The following is a 20415-nucleotide window of genomic DNA, read 5'->3' on the forward strand; positions in this document are numbered from 1 at the left end:
AAGAGAAATGAAGAGGTGAAAAACTCTGATTACTGAACATTATAAAATATTTGGTAGAGTTCAAGGTGTCGGATTTAGAAATGCGACAGCTTCACATGCTAAAAAGTTTCCTGTAACAGGTACTGTCGCGAATGTTGAAGACTATGTAGAGATCTTTGTCTCAGGAAACAAGAATGATATTCATGCATTTATGGAACGTATATTAAAAGGTCCTACCATGTTTGCTAAAGTCTCCTCTAACACCTGTGAACAACTTCCCTATCAGGATTTTAAGCAGTTCAAACAAATATAGTAATTTCATTAAAGGAATGAAGCATATGAAATATAATATTTCCTATTATTTAGGTGCCATTTTTGCGGTGCCTATTACTTTAATCGTCGGTTTTATCAGCACAACATATTTTGCGTTTGATCAATGGCTTGACTGGCTGATTATGCTGGGTGGTTATATCGGTGCATATATCCCCATCCAGCTGACGACTTCTAAACAATATTTAAACGAAGCGGGACTCTCACGTCGAGAATTTAAATATATTCGTAAGCACTTGAATGAGGCCCGTCCTAAAATCAAGACTTTAATGTCTCAGTACACTAAGGTGCGGAGTATTAAAGATTTCAAGTCTGTAATTGAAATCAATCGTATTGCGCGTATCATTTATAAAACCGTTCAGAAACAGCCTAATAAATTTTTCAAAGTTGACAGTTTCTTTTTTACACATCTCGATAATACGGTCAACCTTGTCGATCATTATATGACACTGGTCAGAATGCCCCATAAGAATCAGGAAGAAATGGCTCAGCTGCAGGCTGCACGGTTGACACTTGAAGAACTGAAACGGACTTTGCAGGCCGATCTGCGTGCATTAAACTCAGAAGATTTTCAAGCGATGTCTGTTGAAGTGGATCTCGCCAAAATCAACCAGCCTAAAATACAAGAAAAAGTAACACCGCAACTTGAAACCGAGGAACTCGTAAAAGTACCTGTCATCAAAAAACGCCAAGAAGAAAGGATTTTTGATAATGAACAACGATTTAATTAATGACTTAACAGCCAACCCTTTTGCGGAGACTATCAGCCCTGCTACTGCCCCATTACAACAGGTCGATACCATTTCTCCTGAGAAGCGTGAAAAAATCAATCAGATTAAACATCAGATCAAACCACTCGATAATGAAAATTTACTGATGTACGGTGCAGGCGCACAAGCTAAACTTTCTCAGTTTTCTCAGCAGATCCTTGATGAAGTTCAGCGTAAAGATGTTGCTCCGATTGGTGATAATTTAGATAAATTAATGAAAAAACTGCGTGAAATCGATCCAGATGAACTGAGCCAGACTGAAAAGTCAACGATTAAACGCCTGTTCAAACGTGTTGGGGCGACTGTTAACGAATTGATGTCTAAATATCAATCAGTCTCTGCCCAAATCGACCGTATTTCAGTAGAACTGAACCACTCTAAAGATGTACTGATGAAAGACGTTGCTCTTTTGGACCGTTTATATGAGGAAAACCGCGCTTATTTTGAAGCACTCGATATGTTCATCATGGCTGCAGAAGAAAAACGTGATGAACTAAATGCGAACCTTCCTGAACTGCAGCAAAAAGCAAGCATCTCAAACGACCAGTTAGCCGTCCAGGAACTAAATGATATGCGCCAGTATATTAACCGTCTTGATAAACGTGTCTATGACCTGAAGCTTTCACGCCAGATTACACTGCAGTCTGCACCTCAGATTCGTATGATACAGGACGTTAACTCGACATTAGCAGAAAAAATTCAGAGTTCAATTTTAACAAGTATTCCATTATGGAAAAACCAGATGGCTATTGCATTGTCACTCATGCATCAGCAAAAGGCTTCTAAAGCACAGCAGCAAGTCACTAATACAACAAATGAACTGCTTTTAAAAAATTCAGAGATGTTAAAAACAAACACCATTATGACTGCACAGGAAAACGAACGTGGAATTGTTGAGATAGAGACGCTTAAAACGACTCAGAACAATATTGTAGAAACGATCCGTGAGACTTTAAGTATACAGGCTGAAGGTGCTTCTAAACGCCGCGCAGCTGAAGCAGAATTAACGAAGATGGAACAGGAACTGAAAACACAGCTCCTGCAATTACAGCAAGAGAAAAACCAGACGAACTTCTAGTTCGTCTGGTTTTTTAGTTGAATTTGATTTTAGGTTGTTTTGCTCCAAAGATAAGTCCGAGTACATAGCCCGCGAGTGCAAAGAGTAACCACTCCATTGACTGCGCCTTTAACGGTAAGTGATTCATAAGAGGGAACTGCAGCAGTCCAACATCTTTACTGGACAGCACCGAAAGAACAGCAATGATAGTAACGAAAGCCATTGCTATCTGATAAGACAGTCTTGGAGTCGGTATGAATTTAGATAAAATAACGAGTAACACAAGTGTCATACCAATCGGATAAAGAACCATCAGGACTGGCACAGAAGTTGCTATAACTTGCTGTAAGCCTTGATTCGCTAACAACAAGCTGAACAACGTAAAGATAACAACATAAACTTTGTAAGAGATCTTTGGGAAAATCTCATAGAAATATTCACTGACTGCAACGATTAATCCGATAGAAGTAGTCAGACACGCAAGCGTTACAATGACACCAATCAAGACTTTACCAAATCCACCGAATGCATCATTGGCCATATGTGTCAGCAGGTAAGTTCTGATGTCGAGGCCATTCTTATCAATGAAGGCCAGCTGCTCACCTGACAATGGATAATGATTCCCCATCCAGCCAAGCGTCAGATAGATAAATCCGAGTGCACCTGCCGCAATGAGAGCAGCTAGCATCGTCGGTTTCAGAAGGCCTGTCTCTTTCGTAAATCCTTTATCTTTCACCGCATTCAATACAATCACAGAGAAAGCAATAGCTGCAATGGCGTCCATCGTCAAGTAGCCTTCTGTGAATCCAGTGAAGAAACTACCTGTGCCCGATGTAAAAGTCTCTGTATCCGTTGGTGTAGATGCGTTACCAGAGAAAATAAAGATGCCACGGATAACAAGCAGCACAACTGATACAAGTAAGACAGGTGTCAGAATGGCACCAACCCGGTCAACCATCTTAGAGGGATTAATGGCGAGCCAGAGAGAAATACCGAAATACACTAACGTAAACAAGAATAAAGACAATTTAGAAGGACCACCTATAAACGGAACTAAAGCCATTTCATAAGAAGTTGCACCTGTTCGGGGTATCGCAAATAAAGGTCCAATAGTTAAATAGATGGCGATCAGAAAAATGACGCCAAAGACAGGATGAACATTCTTTAAAGCAGCCTTATAGCCTCCTTCATCAAATGCACCGGCAATAATCGTGATAAGCGGAATCCCTACCCCTGTCACAATAAAACCGATGATAGCGGGCCAGAAAAACTCTCCGCTGATAAAGCCTAATTTAGGCGGGAAGATTAAGTTACCCGCTCCGAAAAAGATAGCGAATAACATAAAGCCAACCACGACTATTTTTTTGTTCATAAACTTCCTCCTAACAGAAATAATTAATTGAAATTATATCACTTTAAAGGAATGAAGTCTATATTTTTCTGAAAATTTAAATTATTTATTTAGTGTAAAGATTGTAACAGCAATTTCTTCAGTAATGGCGAGATGACATAAGGTAGATTCTCTACGCCTTCTACAAAGACACAGTAGTCATTGTAGATGTTTTTAATCGTGTTTTCAACCGCTTCTGAGATCGGTGTCTGACTGAGGAAAACATTGATGACGAATATCCCTTCACGTCTCAGTTTCATTACTGCTTCATGCGTGTCGATAATCCCGTTCGATTCATATTGAAAGGCCGATGGTTCACCGTCTGAGAAGACAATCAGAAACTTCTGCTGTTCACTCCGTCTCTTCAGCATCTCCCCTGCTACTCTGATGGCCAGCCCGTCACGGTTGTCATCCTGTGCCGCAATGGTTTCAATACCTGGCCCCATGTTTGGATTTAGAGACTGCTGATAGTTGATCAGATAGTCAAATATATTCAGTTGAACATTCTGATCTGAACTGAATGTATCCTCATTAAATGCGATGACTTCATGACGAATCAGCAGCTTTTTAAGCGTCTCATGAAAAAGGACGATTCCTTTTTTTGTTTCTTCCAGTTTGTCTTCCATACTGTAAGAGGCATCAACAAGCAATGTGAAAGTCGCATCCAATTCTTTTGACTGCTGGTCCTCCTTGTAGAACACACGTTTCTGGTCGTCCATAAACCAGTTGACAAGCTTACGGTCCAGTCTGCCCATCGCTAGCTGTCTGCGTGCGTTTTCATTTTGGTGTGCAATCGTCTTCTGTATGATGTTTGTCAGCTTTTTCACTTCAGACATGACTTCCTGCTGACTTATACTGTAATCCATGCGCGACTGCTCAGTCACTTTCGGTGTACGCCACTCAATGGCTACCTGTTCATTTTCAGCACCTAGTTCTTCAGCGATGTCTACACCTTCACCGTCTTTCTGAGTTGTACTCTGACCTCTACCCGCCATAATCTCAGATGGTTCATCAGATGCATGCCCTTCTCGTGCACTGTCACTCTCAGCACGGCTGTTCTGGCCTTCAGAGATTTCTGTCTGCATATAAGCGGATTCAGAAGCTGACTGACTGGTCTTTGCCTGCACGTCTTCAGTCTCATTTGACCCCGAAGCAGCATCTTTGCCGGACAGCTCTGTTGCCTTCTGCTCTTTGAAGCGTTTAATATCATCCAGGAGTTTGACCGGCAGGTAGTAATAGTCATTCAGCATATCTTTTGTTAAGAGCGGCTCAATGATGTACAGCAGACTGAGTGTCAGGTCGACAGTATCAGTCGTCGTCTTCAGTTCGAACAGTGCAGTTAAACGTTGTCTGATCAGCGCATTAAATTCATCGCTGAAATCCGTCTCAAAATCAAGGATATTGTCATTCAGGACCGCACGCTCTATCTTCAGAAACAGCAGGTCTGTCGGCATCTTCTTCGTCTCATAGACCTTGATTTGACTCAAGTTCTGCTGTCGCTTCAGTCGCATCCGTGTATCAAAATATTTGGCAGCTGCAGGTCTATGATGAAGCACTGTTTTCTGCAGCCGGTATTCTTCAAGCAGCATGAACAGCTGGTTGCGGAACTTTGTAAACTTCAGTTCTTCTGATAGCAGCTCATGGACTGCCTGCTGATCCATATACTGATAACCCATGCCATACAAGAGGCAATCGCTCTTCAGGGCATAGAGCTCATCCAGATCGGACCTATGCTTCCATTTGAAGCTGACATTCAGACTTTTTTCGAGCGGATCGTAGTAGCCAAATTTCTGAAAATTGACCTTAACTTCATTATCCTCCATGATGAGCTGCGCGAGGTCTGTCAGCATCATCAGCTGAGAGGCATCTATTTTCTCATCGTTGAATAGAATAAATTTTTCACTCATCAGAAAGTCAGTTCCATCGCGTTGATGATCGCCTGCTGTTCACGCTCATCTTCCAGTTTATCTACAATGGCACGTTTCACGGCACGTTCTATCGGCATGATAGTCGTCAAGTCTGAAAGGTCGAGAAGCGCACGGATAGAACTCGCTTCCTCGCTGATCTGACCTTGCTCCGCCATCGTCACAAGGTCATGGTTAAACTTCACGAGCTGCTCAATCAGCGCACTGTCCTGCAGTAACGTCTGCGTTTTGATGACTTCTTTCAAGGTATCACCTGAAATATAATCCATATCTATCACAACAAAGCGGTTCTTAAGTGCTTCATTCATTGGGAGCGTACCGACATAACCGACATTGATGGCTGCGATGACCGCAAAGTCCTCAGCCGCTGTAATGACTTCACCCGTAAATGGATTCGTGATGGTACGGCGGAAGTCGAGTACACCATTTAGAATAGGCAATGTCTCCGGCTTTGCCATATTGATTTCATCGATATAAAGCAGATGGCCTTCTTTCATCGCCTGGATGACAGGGCCTTCAACAAATGTGATGACAGATTCACCATCTACTATTTCAATGGTCTTGAAGCCGAGCAGACTCTCCGCATCAAGGTCGACTGAGCAGTTGATGCTGTGCATCGGGCGGTTGAGCTCATGTCTCAGCGTTTCAGCGAGCTTTGTTTTACCGGAACCTGTCGGCCCTTTCAGTAATATATTCTTGTTCATTTTCAGCATATTGAGTGCATCTGTCTTTATCGCTGTATCTTCATTCTGATATAAGTTCATCTATATCTCCTATCCACAATAAAAAAGGGCTTACGCCCTTTTATACTTGTTCAAAGTATTCTTTGTAATAGCCGCCTACTTTACCGCTATTATCTCTTATATGATAATACTCTTCCGTTTCATTGACAACATCATAGACTTGACCGATTGTCAGCATATCACTGACTTTATACTTCTTCGCGTCAGTATGGACGACTTTCACTTTTGCAATCGGTGCTTTATCGTGCCATTCTTCGTGTAACATTATAACGCATCCTTTCTGATGGATTTCAGCTGATCTGTTATCTCCTGGCGTCTGCTCTCCAGTTGTTCAGGCAGGCTTAAAGACTGACCGAGCGCATCGATATCTTCATCGACTGTAAATCCAGGTTCATCTGTAGCTAACTCAAATAATACACCACTTATGTCTCTGAAATAAAGCGATTTGAAATACTGACTATCGACGATGCCGGAATGCTGGATCTCCGCTTTATCCAGCATCTGCTCTGCAGCTTCAATATCGTCTATTCTGAATGCCGCATGATGAATACCTGCATGCTCAGCCTTCTCTGTATTCTGCTGCAGCAGATGAATTTCTCCGCCATTGCCGCCTGTTGCCATTGTAAAGACCTGTACCGGTTCCTGTGAAGCAGTATGTGCGTATTCTCCGGTACGCTCAAGTTTTAAGATCTGATGAAGGACAGAAGCTGTGATCAGGGAATGCTGCACCGTTATCAGAACAGGACCTATACCGTAAATCTGATGGATTGATTCAACTGGTGAAGCATCATCCGGTGTGCCGGCAAGCACACCCGTATTCGTCTCATCTGAAACTAAGTAGACGAGACGGTTATCACAGTCATAGAACGGCAGTGCATGCCTGCCGTTCAATTGAATGACCGCATCATGCTTGACGTTATAATCATCAAAGCGCAGTTTATAAGCATATAGACTGCGGTCAGTCGGAACTCGAAGAGAGTATGCAAAGATGTCATCATTGCCATCTTTAAAATCGCCCTCTACAAATGAGAGTGCTGTGCCCGGCTGACCTTTTTTATCCCCGAAATAAAGATGAGGGACTGAAGGCGTCTGATGGTCAACTGTCTGTTTAATCAGTTTCATCCCTAAAATATGATGATAAAAATCATAACACTGCTGGATATCCTTAGTATAGGCCGTGATATGATGAATCCCTAATAGTTTCATTTCTTATCCTCCATGAGATAAAGCCGGCTAATGCCGGCTCTAGATTAGCTTTCCAGTAATAAGTCTTCTGGATTTTCAATTAACTCTTTAACTGTTTTAAGGAAGCCTACTGCTTCTTTACCATCAATAATACGATGGTCATAGCTCAGTGCGATATACATCATCGGACGGTTTTCCATACGTTCCTTATCAATGGCGATTGGACGTGTGACGATAGAATGCATACCTAAAATAGCCGCCTGTGTGCCGTTGATAATAGGTGTAGACATCAGAGAACCGAAGACACCCCCATTTGTGATAGTGAATGACCCGTTCATCATGTCATCAAGTCCAAGTTTTTTGTCGCGTGCTTTTACAGCCAGATTATAAATACTGCCTTCAATTTCAGCAAAGTTCTTTTTGTCACAGTCGCGTACAATCGGTACTACGAGTCCTTCTTCAGTTGATACGGCGATACCGATATCATAGAACTGTTTCAGTACAAGATCGTCGCCATCAATTTCAGCGTTGACAGCCGGATACTTCTTGAGCGCAGCGACAACTGCTTTTGTGAAGAATGACATGAAGCCGAGACGAGTACCGTCGTGGTCTTCCTGGAACTTGTCTTTCTTACGTTTACGAAGATCCATGACATTTGTCATATCTACTTCATTGAATGTTGTCAGCATCGCAGTATTCTGTGAGACTTCGAGTAATTTATTCGCAATCGTTTTACGTCGACGTGACATTTTCTCACGGATCACCGGTTTAGCAGGATTATCGTTTTTAGCAGCCGGAGCCGGTGCTTTTGCAGGAGCTGGAGCTGGTGCGTTAGCTGCATTGTCGACGTCATGACTTCTGATCAGACCACGCGGATCTTTAGCGTTGACTTCACTTAAATCGATACCCTGTTCACGTGCACGTTTACGAGCTGATGGTGTCGCAACGATACGTTCAGCTTTTGATTCCTCTACAGCCTGTTCAACTGTAGCCTCAGCCTGAGGTTGTTCAGCTTTAGGGGCTTCCGTTTTAGTCTCTGCTGGCGCTTCCGTTTTGGGTGCCGCACCTGAACCGTTTGCGTCTACAATTGCGATAACAGATCCTACTTCAACTGTATCGCCTTCTGCTGCTTTAAGCTCAGTAACGATACCTGCTTCTTCAGAAATCACTTCAACGTTGACTTTGTCTGTTTCCAGTTCTACGATGTTCTCACCTTTTTCAACGTGATCGCCTACTTGCTTAAACCATGTAGAAATCGTTCCTTCTGTAATTGATTCTGCTAATTCTGGTACTCTGATCTCTGCCACTCTATTTTCCCCCTTAAATTGTTAAAGCATCCTGTATGATAGCGTTCTGAACTAACTTGTGTACTTCATTGTCACCTTCAGACGTACTAGAGCGCTTCACGCGACCATAGTACTTGATGGTTTTACCATTTGCCAGACTTTCCAGTTCCGGATAGATGTAATGCCATGCACCCTGGTTCTGCGGTTCTTCCTGCACAAACCCGATTTCAGCTGCATTTTTTAAATCCGTTATCACGTTTTTAAGTGCTTCTTCTGGTAATGGATAAAGCTGCTCCAGACGGATGAGTGCAATTTCATCATTTGGATTTTTCTGCAGTTCCGTATAGAGGTCAATAGCCACCTTACCGCTGGCAATCAGAATTTTCTTCACTTTTGTTTTCTTATAGCTGTCTGTGATGACCGGTCTGAACTGTCCTTCAGTAAATTCTTTGATCGGTCTTGAGACAAATGTATTACGCAAGAGACTCTTAGGTGTCATCATCACGAGTGGTCGCATCTGATCTGTATTCAGATAATGAGCCTGTTTTCTTAGCAGATGGAAATAGTTGGACGTACTCGTCAGGTTCGCCACTGTCCAGTTATTTTCAGCAGCGAGCTGCAGATAGCGTTCTAAGCGGGCAGACGAATGTTCCGGTCCCTGTCCCTCGTATGCATGAGGTAACAGTAAAGTCATACCCGATGTTTCGCCCCACTTAGCATGAGCACTTGAAATAAAGTTATCAAACATCATCTGCGCCATGTTGGAGAAGTCGCCATACTGCGCTTCCCATACCGTCATCGCATTTTTATTCTGAACATTATACCCATAATCAAATCCGACGACTGCCGCTTCTGATAATGGCGAGTTATGGATATCAAAAGATGCCTGTGCACCTTGAATATGTTTCAGTGGTGTATACTTCTCACCGGTCTTCTCGTCACTTAATACAGCGTGACGCTGTGCAAATGTTCCGCGCTCTGAATCCTGGCCAGTGAGACGTACAGGTTTACCATCCTGAATAATCGTACCGAAAGCGAGTAGTTCGGCATGTCCCCAGTCAACAAGACCGTCTTTCGTAAATGGATCCTGGCGACGTTCCAGTATCTTCGTTAACTTACTGAAAGGCGTGAATCCTTCGGGATAAGTCAGCATATCTTGATTCAGCTGTTCTAAAACCGCTAGGTCTACCCCAGTCTCCACATCATCCTGACCTGCAGCAACAACTTCCGGCATCGCCATCTCAGCATCCGTCTCTTTTTCATTCTTATCGATAGAATCGTGAGCGCTGCGCAGCTCCTCTTCAACATTCTTGAAGATCTGGTTCATCTCTTCTTCTGAAATAACGCCGTCAGCTACCAGTTTTTTACCATATAGAATCTCGATGGACGGATGTGTTTTGATTTCTTTGTACATCATCGGATTCGTAACAGATGGCTCATCCATTTCATTATGACCATAGCGGCGGTAACCCACTAAATCAATGACGAAATCATGGTGGAACGTCTGACGGAATTTCATTGCGAGTATGATGACATCTATACATGCTTCAATATCATCCGCATTGACGTGGACAATCGGCATATCATAGCCTTTTGCGATATCCGTTGCATAATTAGTCGAACGTGAATCCCAGCATTCAGTTGTAAAACCGACACGGTTATTCGTGATGATATGAAGAGAACCGCCAGTTTTGTATCCATCCAGATTGCTAAGGTTCATACTTTCAAAATTAATACCCTGACCTGGGAATGCTGCATCACCATGTACTAGTACAGCTAAAGAACGGTTGATATCCTGTTCAGGCGCATTACCATTCGTTGCATCCTGAACAGCACGTGTTTTACCCAGCACAACTGGCGCCACGATTTCCAGATGACTTGGATTTTTCGCTAATTCAATAACTTGTTCACTTCCGTAACGCGTTGTCGTCTTAGTTCCGCCTAGATGATACTTCACATCGCCTGTCCAGCCTCTCGAAATCTTCAGACTGCCATCCTCAGGTAAAAACTTAAGTGGATCGACATGCATAAATTCAGCCAGCATCATTTCGTATGGCTTCTCTAAAATATGAGTCAGAACGTTTAACCGACCGCGGTGTGCCATTCCGATCTGAATGTTGCCGATATCACTTTTACTCGATTCAGATAAAACTGTCTCAAGCATTGGAACAAGCGCGTCTACCCCTTCAATAGAGAAACGCTTAGCGCCGACGAAGTTTTTATGAATATATTTTTCAAACCCTTCAACATGTGCCACGCTTTTAAGCAATTTAATCTTATCTTCTTTAGAAAAAGCCTGTCGTCCTGCTATTTCAATCTCATTGATCAGCCAGTCACGCTCATCTGCATTATTGATGTGAGACATCTCGTAACCAATCGTACCCATATACACTTCACTTAGGTGACAGATCGCTTCATAGGCATTAGTAAACTGAGAAGCCAGTTTCTCTGAGACGAGTTTTGCCGGTAGTGCCTTCAAGTCTTCCTCAGTCAGGCCAAATTCTTCTAATGTCAGTTTTGGCAGATGATCATACTCTCGTTTATATAATGGATAAATATCGCCCTTCAAATGGCCATACTGTCTGATATTATCAACTAATTGAATGACAGACTTCAGCTTTCCTGCATCCCCTGTTTTTACATCTCCAGAAGCAAGGACGCCAAAAAGCGCCTGCAGTTCTTCTGTCACTGATGCGGAATCATGATTATATTGATCCGCCATTTCCAGCAGATAACCTAGATTGGCACCGAAGCGGACAGGTGCTTCTTCAAGATTGTCTTTATTCATGCTGGTTCCCCCTTAATTTAAAGTAATAAAACGTTTACAACTCCTATTCTAGCACTGTGAATATTTATTTTGAAGAGTGAATAAGCAAATTTTTATAATTCAGAATTATGACTCGGGGAACTGAATGATGACTTTTGTATACTGCTCCCATTCACTTTCTATTCTAACTGTACCGTTGTAGCTTTCAATCATCTTCCTGGCAATAGACAGACCCAGTCCATTGCCTCCCATCTCGCGGGATCTAGACTTATCCACACGATAAAAACGGTCGAATATATACGGGATATCTTCAGGTGGAATGCCTGTGCCGTGATCGACTATTTCAATCTGCACCACTTTATTCTTTTTTGTCGTTCGAATTATGATGTGCTTGTTCTTCTGATCGTACTTGATGGCATTATCAAGAAAAATGAGAAGCAGCTGCTCAAACTGATAACGGTTGATATGCAGCTTTATCCCTTTATTTGGTGAGTGATATTCAAATTTATAATCCTGATGAAGGTTCGCCAGTGACTTCAGTCTGCCGGCAATCTCCTCATTGATATCCACCACTTCTGTTTCCTGACGCAGATTGACACCCGTTTCCTTGGTCAGCAGCAGGAGCTCTTCAACTAACGTCGTGATTCTATTCATCTCACTCAGAGAAATATCAAGTGACTCTTCCAGTACTTCAGGCTTGTTTTTACCCCACCGTTTAATCAAGTTAAGATGGCCCTGAATAATCTGCAGCGGCGTGCGCAGTTCGTGAGACGCATCTTCTACAAACTGTTTCTGCTGATTAAAGGACGTCTCAAGCTGTGTCATCATATTGTTGAATGTTTCAATCATATCATCCGTCTCATAATAACCTTTCGGCATGACAAGACGATTCTGGAAGCCGTCTCGTTGAATCTGCTGCATCTGATCAGAAATACGTCTGATTGGTTTTGTAATCTGATTGGAGAAGAAGTAACTGATAACTGCTGAAACAAAAAGAGCAATAATCCCAAAGACAGAAGCAAAAATGACAACGACCTGTATATGTCTGTGGTACGTATCAAGCGGATGAATGATGGTTACAAAACCATTGAACCGCTCAGTATTGATTTCTGTTGTATAGGTGATATAACTGTCTTCACCTACATTCACTTCGACAGGTCGATTATGAATAGGAATCAAGTCAGGCTGATAAGTAATTTCACTCTCATTATTAAAAACTGCAAGCTTTTTACCATCAGGACCATAAATCATCAGTCGCTCACCTTCAGACATAGAGTTGCTAAAATCAGGTCTCTGGAAGTCATTTCCTAGATTCTTCAGTATATTGGCAGATTTGACACTGCTATTACGCGCAATCTGCCCCTCCTGATCCTTAAAGATAAGACCTACAATAAAAATGATAATCAGACTGAACAACATAAATATGACAAAAGTAACAGTTGTTGTCGTAATGATCCACTGTGTTTTAAGTGAAGTTGACTTGTTCATCGGATGACGTAGCCTACCCCTCTGACTGTTTCTATCATCGTCTGAAGATTAAATGGTTTCAACTTGTTTCTGAGGTAGCGGATATAGACATCGACTACATTAGTCTCCACTTCACTGTTATATCCCCAGACGTGTGTAAGAATCTGTTCACGTGTCAGGACATGATTGCGATTTTCCGCAAGCAATTTCAGCAGTTCAAATTCAGTCTTTGTCAGTTCCAGGTTAGTCGAACCAACAAAGACTTTAAAGGCATCTTCATCTATCGTCAGTTCACCGATGCGGAGCGTGTCCATCACCTCATTACGGCGCATAATAACCCGTAGTCTGGCTAACAGTTCTTCAATATCAAAAGGTTTGACGATGTAATCGTCAGCGCCGTGATCCAGCCCCGCTACTTTATCATGTGTATCCCCTTTAGCCGTGATCATGATAATAGGTGTCTCCTTTGCACTCCTTACTTTCCTGCAGACATCTAGTCCGTTCATCTTAGGCAGCATCAAGTCGAGCAAAATACAGTCATAATCATGGAGAAGTGCGAGCTTTAGTCCTTCTGCGCCGTCATTAGCAATCTCCACTTCATAATCTGCATAAGTCAGTTCTAGTTCTATAAAGCGTGCTAAGTTTTGTTCATCTTCAATAATTAGAATCTTTCGCATTTCCTTCACCTCATTTATCTAATCAAATCATAGCAAAACCCCTGAAATAAAACAAAGAACCTGACAGGGCTGTCAGGTTCTTTAATGGGCATAAAGGGGGTTACTGTGAAATTGATTCTGGAATAGAGGGGGAACTCTTAATTGAGAATCACTTTCAATTACTATTATATCTTATTGAGAACGATTGTCAATTAGTTTATGTAAAAAAACTTGAGACAGTAAAATACAGATAACGCCGCCCAGCATTCCCGCGATGACATCTGTCGGATAGTGAACGCCGAGATAAACACGTGAACTTGAAATCATCAGTACAGTCAAGACGCAAAGTCCGATAATATAAGGCTTATACTGTGAGTCACTACGGCTGACCAGAAAGGCTATACTGCCAAAGAATGTAGCGGAGCCCATGGCATGCCCGCTCGGGAAACTAAAGCCCGTAATATCAATCAGACGCAGTAAAGTCGGACGTTCACGGTCAAAGATATTTTTAAGGATCGGATTGAGGGCGCCCGATAAAATCATAGCGAGAGCAAAGAATAAAGCTTCTATCTTCATGCGTTTCAGCATTAAATAGCAGACGACGACTAATGACAGGAGAATCATACTCCACACTTCTCCAATCGTTGTGTAGCCGAGCATAATAGAAGTCGTGATGAAACTTTCAGAAGAATAAATAAATTCATAAACCTCGTTGTCGATCCATTTACCGAGACGTGACTCGTGGAAAAAAGCAATCATGCCAAAGATAAATGAAAAGATAAGTATGAGAGAGATGCGCTGTTTCTGAGACATTGTTTACTCCTTTAACTGATATCTTTTAGTAGTTTATCGAGCAGAGTAGCGGCCGTGTAACTCACGCCTGCTCTGCTCATCGCAGTGATGTATTCACTCTGAGATGAATCAAGCGCTTCGATTTTCTCTGGTAAAGCTTCAATGAGACTCTCTTCTAAAACGTCAGCGTAACCCGCTTCTTTAAAGAGCTTAGCATTATCAATCTGATCGCCCCGACTCTGGTCAAGTCCAAGTGGTACCAGCAGCATCGGCTTCTTCAGTGCCAGAAACTCAAATATTGCATTTGCACCTGCACGGGACACAATCAAATCGGTAATCGCATAAAGATGCGGTAGTTCTTCTTTCACAAACTCAAACTGCTTATAGCCAGTTTCACTGATTGAAGGGTCTAAAAGACCTTTACCCGTTATATGGATAATCTGATAGTTTAGAAGTAATTTTTTTAAGTTTTTTCTGATGACTGCGTTGATTATTTTAGAACCCAGACTGCCGCCCATCACCAGTATAACTTTACGCTCACGGTCAAATCCGGTAAGATTGTACCCTTTCGCTTCTTCACCCGTCAGCAGATCCGGTCTGATGATGCTGCCGATGTAGTCCGCTTTTGCAGCGGGAACATAATTGAGTGTCTCTTTAAATGTCGTATATAGCTTTGTTGCAAATTTTAGAGCGATTTTATTAGCAAGGCCAGGCGTCACATCTGATTCATGGATGATGGTCTTGATGTTTAAAATCTTAGCCGCAATGACGACTGGTACGGTAACGAAGCCGCCTTTAGAAAAGACGACATCGGGTTTCTCACGACGAAGAATTTTAAGTGCATCCAGCACACCTTTTTGCACTCTGACTAAATCTTTGGCATTTTCAACAGATAAATAGCGACGTAATTTACCACTTGATATCGCGTAATATCGCGTGTTCGGAAACTGGGAAGTAATCATCTCTTTTTCGATTCCTTTTTTGGAGCCGATATAAATACTGTCAAAGTTTCTCGCTTCTGCTTCCGGTATAAGTGCCATGTTGACAGCAACATGACCAATCGTCCCGCCACCTGTAAATGCAATTTTCACTGTCTACACCTCTATTTCATCGTTTTGACCAGGTTCTCAGCACCTTTAAGCTGTGGATCATTTTTTTCCAGTTTAAGTCGTAATAATTCAGTGAACTTTTCAGTTGTTTTACCTTGCATCGTGCCCGTTACGTCAAGATGATGGTCGGTCTGGAATTCCTGCATCGCTATAGCTGTTTCATCGTCAAACTGTGTATCGACTTTACCGACATCATAGCCAAGTGCTTTCAGCCCTGTCTCAAGTGATTTCACCTGACTATTTTTAGTTCCTGTCGCAAACGTATCAGATGGATTCAGGACATGACTGTTCGCATAAGCAGGCAAATCCACTTTTTTATCTGGCTGGATACCTTTTTTATGAATCCACGTTTTATCGGGTGTCAGCCATTTCATCTCAGTAAATTTAAGCAGAGAGTCATCTTTAAAAGGTGTGGCTGTCTGTACAATCCCTTTACCGAATGATTTTGTACCCACTATTTGTGCCTTATCATGGTCATGAAGTGCTGCCGCAAAGACTTCAGATGCACTTGCAGAACCTTCATTCAGCACGATAACTGTTGGCAGGTCGCTTGTAATCGGATTAGCCGGATTATCGCTTGTGTACGGCGTCAGTTTACCGTCTTTAGGTTCCGTATAGAAAAGGACCTCATTTTTAGGTATAAATTCTCCGGCCATCTTCTTCGCTTCTTCCAGATAACCGCCTGGATTGTTTCTAAAGTCCAGAATCAGTTTTTTCATGCCTTTTTTATTCATATCAGACAGGGCCTGATGAAACTCCTGAGCTGTTCCTTCCTGGAACTTCGAAACTGTAATCAAGGCCGTCTTGTTTTTAAGCATTTTGCTTTCGACACTTTCAAGATGGATTTTACCGCGTTTAATCGCCAGTTTAAATGGTTCGCCACTGCCACGTCTAAGTGTCAGATTAACAGTCGTCCCCGATTTACCACGAATCTGTTCAATGACATCGACCGTTTTCATACCGACTGCTGATTTGCCGTTGACAGCGATGATTTCATCGCCTGGTTTGACCCCGGCTTTATAGGCAGGAGAATCTTTCATCGGGCTTGTGATGATTATCTTGTCGCCCTCTTCACTGACTTCAGCCCCAATACCCTGGAAGTCTCCACTCATCGTATCTGTGAAGGTCTGCTGTTCTTCTTTTGTCATATATTCACTGTAAGGGTCATCCAGGCCGTTGACCATTCCTTTAATCGCACTGTCTATCAGTTTAGACTGATCGACATTCTTATAATAATGGTCCCCGAGCGTATCATAGACTTCATATAATTTCAGAAATTCCGAGCGCTTCGGTGCTTCGTTATCAACGGATGTCTGGTTACCGCCAATCAGCGCAAAAGTGGTGATAGCTGCAGTCAGAATAATAGCGCCAATCACCGTCATAATAAACTTAAACAGGCTGATTGTGACTTTTTTCTCCTGTTTTTCTTTTTCCTCGATTTCGTTTGTCAAGTTATTCACATCCATCTATATTTATAAGTCATTTTAACAGGTTAAAAGATAAAATAAAAGATTTCCACATTAAAAGAGCATCTTCCAGAGGAAGATGCTTAGAAACGGCGCCATTCTTCATATGATTCGTATAAATCATCGAAGACGGATAACTTCATATCCGTCGTGCCGTAGTTTTCAATATAATCGGATAAATCATGATAAGATTGAGCCTGCTTCGGAAACATCAAGTCATCAAACACCGCTTCAGCAAACACGCCTTCAGCATTCTTTGAACCTCTAAGCGTTAAAATATACTGGTAAAACGAGTGGTCCTTCATTATTTCGTAACCACTTTTGCGACAGTTGTCTCTCCTCTGACTAATGAACCTTGTCCTACGATATCAAACTGCTCTACTACTTCTCCGTTAGTAATGATAACCGGTGAAACTGTAGAAGAAGCTTTCTCTTTAATCAGCTCGATGTCAAATTCAAGCAGTTCATCTCCTACTTGAACTTTATCACCGACATTGACTTTAGTCGTGAAGCCTTCACCGTTCATCGCAACAGTTTCCAGTCCGACGTGAATCAGGATTTCAACCTCATTGGCTGTTTTGATACCGATTGCATGCTTCGTCGGAAATACATTGACTATTTCACCATCAACTGGTGACACGACAAGACCTTCTGAAGGCTCAATACCAAAACCGTCACCCATCATTTTCTGAGCGAATACCGGGTCAGGAATCGATTCAATTTGTACATACTCGCCTGTAATAGGAGCTTTAATTTCGATGTCTTTAACAACTTCTTCTTTACCGAATAGTTTTTTGAACATTAATACCTCTCCTTAATGTTTGAAGTGATTCATAATATCTGTATACCCTAATTCTTCGAGTTTATCGTAAGGAATAAACTGAATCGCCGCTGAATTGATACAATAGCGCAGGCCGCCTGTTTCTCTCGGCCCATCATTAAACACATGCCCCAAGTGACTGTTCGCTGAATCACTGCGAACTTCTGTTCTCAGCATGCCATGGGATTTATCGACAAGTTCAATGATCTCATCATCGTTCAGTGCCTTGGAGAAACTGGGCCAGCCACAGCTTGAATCAAATTTCTCTTCAGAAGTGAAAAGAGGTTTACCACTGATTTTATCTACATAGATTCCTTTTTCGAAATGGTTCCAGTACTCATTTTGAAAAGGCGGTTCTGTGCCGTTCTGCTGAGTCACGATATATTCAATTTCATTTAAGTCATCAATATTCTTTTTCAGCATATTACTCCCCCCAATGCTTTTCTATAAATGCTTTACGACCAGAGCGTTCCTGGAAGTTCTGATAATGAGCCGGGTCTTTTTTGTAATAGTCCTGATGATATTCTTCAGCAGGATAGAAGTTTTTATAAGGTAACACGGGTGTCACAATTTTATCGCTGAAGATTTGCTTTGCGTCCAGTTCAGCAATCAGTTCCTCAGCAATTTGTTTCTGCTCTTCATCATGATAGAAAATAGCGGGTTCATAACTTTCACCGCGGTCATAAAACTGACCTTTTGCATCAGTCGGATCAAAAGTCTTAAAAAAGACTTCGAGCACTTCACGGTAAGAAATAACTGATTCATCAAATGTAATCTGAACAGCTTCTCTATGCCCCGTAGTATTCGTACAGACTTCCTTATAAGTCGGGTTTTCAACGTGGCCCCCACTATAACCTGAAATGACGCTTTCTACACCATCATACTGATGGAAGGGTTTAACGAGGCACCAGAAACAGCCGCCTGCAAGTGTTGCTTTAGTCATTAACTTCACTCCTCTTCTATTTTGAAATGCCAGCCTGATTGATCAATATCTGTCAGAATTAACTGAAGTCCTGACAGTTCAATCGGTTCAAGCTGATAGTAGAAACATTTATTTTTTACATCCAGTTCGACTCCGTCCGGCAAATCTGCAAACTGTCTGACAAGGTTCAGTTTCTGTCTTTCAGACAATTTAAGTCCGGCAATCTCAATCTCTTCTATATTTAGTCTGAGTCTATTATCGCCAATCGCAACCGGGGTCGTCAAAATATTTGTCTCAATATTCAGACTAAGAAATGTAGACTGCTGATCAATCAGCAGTTTGTTATCTTTCAGTGTCAGTTTCATATCATCTGTACTTTTGTCTGATATGGCTCCTGCAACAAGCTTAGGTGGCAGCACAACAGTTCCTTTTTCAGAAGTATCCTTAACTTTGATTGCAGGTGGATCTGCATTCAGCACAGTCATCAGCCAGAACGTACAGCCGAGCACCAGCGCTAACGAAATAGAGACAATTACGGCATAACCTTTAAGCATGAAGCGCGTCTTCTATTCTCGCTCGAATCAGCTGTCCCACTTCATCTAGTGAATGATCCTGGAATATTGCAGCAGGAACAGGTTCAAGAATCTGAACTTTGACATGGCCAGGCACCATGCGTCTGCTGTTGTATTTCTCCATAATAGCGGCTGTACCAGAAATTGCAATTGGCACGATATCAACACCGGCAGATTTGGCGATTTTCAGACCGCCTGCTTTAAATTCCTGCAGACCTTGACCTTTACTGCGATGACCTTCCGGGAAAATCAGCAGGTTATGACCTTCTTTGAGTGAAGCTACACCATCCTTGATCATCTGCAGACTTGAACGACGGTTTGAACGGTCCAGGTAAATACTGTTCAGCTGCATCATCCATTCATCTAAAAATGGAATTTCTTTCACTTCGATTTTAGAGACGAAGCCGAACGGTTTTTCAATTGCATGCACGAGGACAGGAATATCAAAGTTCCCTTCATGGTTGCTGATGAAAAGGACAGGCTGATCATCATTGATATTATGACCTGTCACTTCAACTGTCACATCAGCAGAATCCAAAATACGGCCGGCCCACTTTTTGGCCATCAGTGAAATATAAGTATCCTGCACATGAACCGTCGGCAGTTTTTCTTTCTGTTTTTTCATATGCTGCAGCTTAGTTGTCGCAAGTGCGGCATAACCGACTATCACACCTACAGTACGTATCAATCTGAACATTATTTTCTCCTCACTAAATACATAAATTTATGAGGGACTTTGTTTTTATCGTCCACTTTGCCCTCTTCTACAGATTTCACTTCAAACTCATCGAACGTATAAGCAGGGAAAAAGGCATCACCCTGGTGCTTTTGTTCGATGACCGTCACGTACATATCATCAACGCGGTCTATCATCTGTTCATAGAGGTTCTGACCACCGAAGATAAAGACATGGTCCGGAAGGTCCGCAATCGCGTCGAGAGAATGAATGACCTCCACGCCTTCTGCTGTAAAATTCTCATCACGGGTGAGGACCACATTCTTTCGGTTAGGAAGCGGTTTGCCCAGTGACTTAAAGGTGTTCTTCCCCATTACAATGGTGTTCCCTGTCGTCAGTTCCTTGACATGCTTTAGATCAGCAGGTAAATGCCAGGGCATCTTATTGTCGAGTCCAATGACTCGGTTCTGGTCATGACAAACAATAATAGATAGCATCATTTT

Annotated in this window: 22 protein-coding genes; 3 read left to right on the forward strand and 19 right to left on the reverse strand. The window is 42.2% G+C overall.

The window, feature by feature from the left end:
- Positions 1-46: 46 nt before the first annotated feature.
- The 3 genes from MGG13_RS11390 to MGG13_RS06135 are packed head-to-tail and all read left to right on the forward strand — an operon-like array spanning position 47 to position 2157.
- Positions 47-292 (forward strand): acylphosphatase, encoded by a 246-nt coding sequence (locus tag MGG13_RS11390; protein ID WP_420827916.1) that lies wholly within the window; start codon positions 47-49, stop codon positions 290-292.
- A gap of 25 nt (positions 293-317) precedes the next feature.
- Complete coding sequence (locus MGG13_RS06130) at positions 318-1040, forward strand: 5-bromo-4-chloroindolyl phosphate hydrolysis family protein (protein WP_165983131.1); 723 nt, start codon at positions 318-320, stop codon at positions 1038-1040.
- Positions 1021-2157 carry a toxic anion resistance protein gene (locus MGG13_RS06135; protein WP_239034324.1) on the forward strand — a complete coding sequence of 379 codons (1137 nt, stop codon included), beginning with the start codon at positions 1021-1023 and terminating at the stop codon, positions 2155-2157. Before MGG13_RS06130 ends, MGG13_RS06135 begins: the two co-directional genes overlap by 20 nt.
- Before the next feature lie 13 nt (positions 2158-2170).
- On the opposite strand, the gene brnQ is transcribed toward MGG13_RS06135, so the two are convergent.
- The 19 genes from brnQ to MGG13_RS06230 all read right to left on the reverse strand — a co-directional run bounded on the left by brnQ (position 2171) and on the right by MGG13_RS06230 (position 20412).
- Positions 2171-3508 (reverse strand): branched-chain amino acid transport system II carrier protein, encoded by a 1338-nt coding sequence (gene brnQ, locus MGG13_RS06140; protein WP_133432310.1) that lies wholly within the window; start codon positions 3506-3508, stop codon positions 2171-2173.
- A gap of 89 nt (positions 3509-3597) precedes the next feature.
- A complete protein-coding gene (locus MGG13_RS06145; RefSeq protein WP_239034325.1) occupies positions 3598-5433 on the reverse strand; it encodes a vWA domain-containing protein in 1836 nt (611 codons plus the stop codon).
- On the reverse strand, positions 5433-6215 hold the full coding sequence (locus MGG13_RS06150; protein ID WP_239034326.1) for an ATP-binding protein: 783 nt from the start codon (positions 6213-6215) through the stop codon (positions 5433-5435). The genes MGG13_RS06145 and MGG13_RS06150 overlap by 1 nt, the downstream gene beginning before the upstream one ends.
- Positions 6216-6255: 40 nt before the next feature.
- Positions 6256-6459, reverse strand: coding sequence for a DUF6501 family protein (locus MGG13_RS06155; protein ID WP_133432307.1), 204 nt, complete (start codon positions 6457-6459; stop codon positions 6256-6258).
- The gene (locus MGG13_RS06160) at positions 6459-7400 is read right to left on the reverse strand and encodes a VOC family protein (protein ID WP_239034327.1); all 942 of its coding nucleotides are present in this window, start codon (positions 7398-7400) and stop codon (positions 6459-6461) included. Before MGG13_RS06160 ends, MGG13_RS06155 begins: the two co-directional genes overlap by 1 nt.
- Positions 7401-7444: 44 nt before the next feature.
- Positions 7445-8686, reverse strand: coding sequence for a 2-oxoglutarate dehydrogenase complex dihydrolipoyllysine-residue succinyltransferase (odhB, locus tag MGG13_RS06165; protein WP_239034328.1), 1242 nt, complete (start codon positions 8684-8686; stop codon positions 7445-7447).
- Between the two features lie 13 nt (positions 8687-8699).
- Complete coding sequence (locus MGG13_RS06170) at positions 8700-11453, reverse strand: 2-oxoglutarate dehydrogenase E1 component (protein ID WP_239034329.1); 2754 nt, start codon at positions 11451-11453, stop codon at positions 8700-8702.
- Between the two features lie 105 nt (positions 11454-11558).
- Positions 11559-12920 carry a sensor histidine kinase gene (locus MGG13_RS06175; protein ID WP_239034330.1) on the reverse strand — a complete coding sequence of 454 codons (1362 nt, stop codon included), beginning with the start codon at positions 12918-12920 and terminating at the stop codon, positions 11559-11561.
- Positions 12917-13576 carry a response regulator transcription factor gene (locus MGG13_RS06180; protein WP_133432302.1) on the reverse strand — a complete coding sequence of 220 codons (660 nt, stop codon included), beginning with the start codon at positions 13574-13576 and terminating at the stop codon, positions 12917-12919. Before MGG13_RS06180 ends, MGG13_RS06175 begins: the two co-directional genes overlap by 4 nt.
- 171 nt (positions 13577-13747) lie before the next feature.
- Positions 13748-14368 carry a phosphatase PAP2 family protein gene (locus MGG13_RS06185; protein ID WP_133432301.1) on the reverse strand — a complete coding sequence of 207 codons (621 nt, stop codon included), beginning with the start codon at positions 14366-14368 and terminating at the stop codon, positions 13748-13750.
- A gap of 11 nt (positions 14369-14379) precedes the next feature.
- Positions 14380-15387: an undecaprenyldiphospho-muramoylpentapeptide beta-N-acetylglucosaminyltransferase gene (locus MGG13_RS06190; RefSeq protein ID WP_239035683.1), complete on the reverse strand. Its 1008-nt coding sequence runs from the start codon at positions 15385-15387 to the stop codon at positions 14380-14382.
- Positions 15388-15449: 62 nt separating this feature from the next.
- Complete coding sequence (locus MGG13_RS06195; RefSeq protein ID WP_239034331.1) at positions 15450-16907, reverse strand: S41 family peptidase; 1458 nt, start codon at positions 16905-16907, stop codon at positions 15450-15452.
- A gap of 98 nt (positions 16908-17005) precedes the next feature.
- Positions 17006-17227 (reverse strand): YozE family protein, encoded by a 222-nt coding sequence (locus MGG13_RS06200; RefSeq protein WP_133432298.1) that lies wholly within the window; start codon positions 17225-17227, stop codon positions 17006-17008.
- Entirely contained in the window at positions 17227-17724 is a 498-nt protein-coding gene (locus tag MGG13_RS06205; protein WP_133432297.1) for a PTS sugar transporter subunit IIA, read from the reverse strand. Before MGG13_RS06205 ends, MGG13_RS06200 begins: the two co-directional genes overlap by 1 nt.
- A 12-nt stretch (positions 17725-17736) precedes the next feature.
- Positions 17737-18165, reverse strand: coding sequence for a peptide-methionine (R)-S-oxide reductase MsrB (msrB, locus tag MGG13_RS06210; RefSeq protein ID WP_133432296.1), 429 nt, complete (start codon positions 18163-18165; stop codon positions 17737-17739).
- A 1-nt stretch (position 18166) separates the two neighbouring features.
- Positions 18167-18685 (reverse strand): peptide-methionine (S)-S-oxide reductase MsrA, encoded by a 519-nt coding sequence (gene msrA, locus MGG13_RS06215; protein WP_239034332.1) that lies wholly within the window; start codon positions 18683-18685, stop codon positions 18167-18169.
- 5 nt (positions 18686-18690) lie between these two features.
- Positions 18691-19218: a DUF2140 family protein gene (locus MGG13_RS06220; RefSeq protein ID WP_133432294.1), complete on the reverse strand. Its 528-nt coding sequence runs from the start codon at positions 19216-19218 to the stop codon at positions 18691-18693.
- The gene (locus MGG13_RS06225) at positions 19211-19933 is read right to left on the reverse strand and encodes a lysophospholipid acyltransferase family protein (RefSeq protein ID WP_239034333.1); all 723 of its coding nucleotides are present in this window, start codon (positions 19931-19933) and stop codon (positions 19211-19213) included. The genes MGG13_RS06220 and MGG13_RS06225 overlap by 8 nt, the downstream gene beginning before the upstream one ends.
- Complete coding sequence (locus MGG13_RS06230; RefSeq protein WP_133432292.1) at positions 19933-20412, reverse strand: dihydrofolate reductase; 480 nt, start codon at positions 20410-20412, stop codon at positions 19933-19935. Before MGG13_RS06230 ends, MGG13_RS06225 begins: the two co-directional genes overlap by 1 nt.
- Positions 20413-20415: the final 3 nt, after the last annotated feature.

This window comes from Macrococcus brunensis (genome assembly GCF_022343725.1).
Taxonomy (GTDB): domain Bacteria; phylum Bacillota; class Bacilli; order Staphylococcales; family Staphylococcaceae; genus Macrococcus; species Macrococcus brunensis.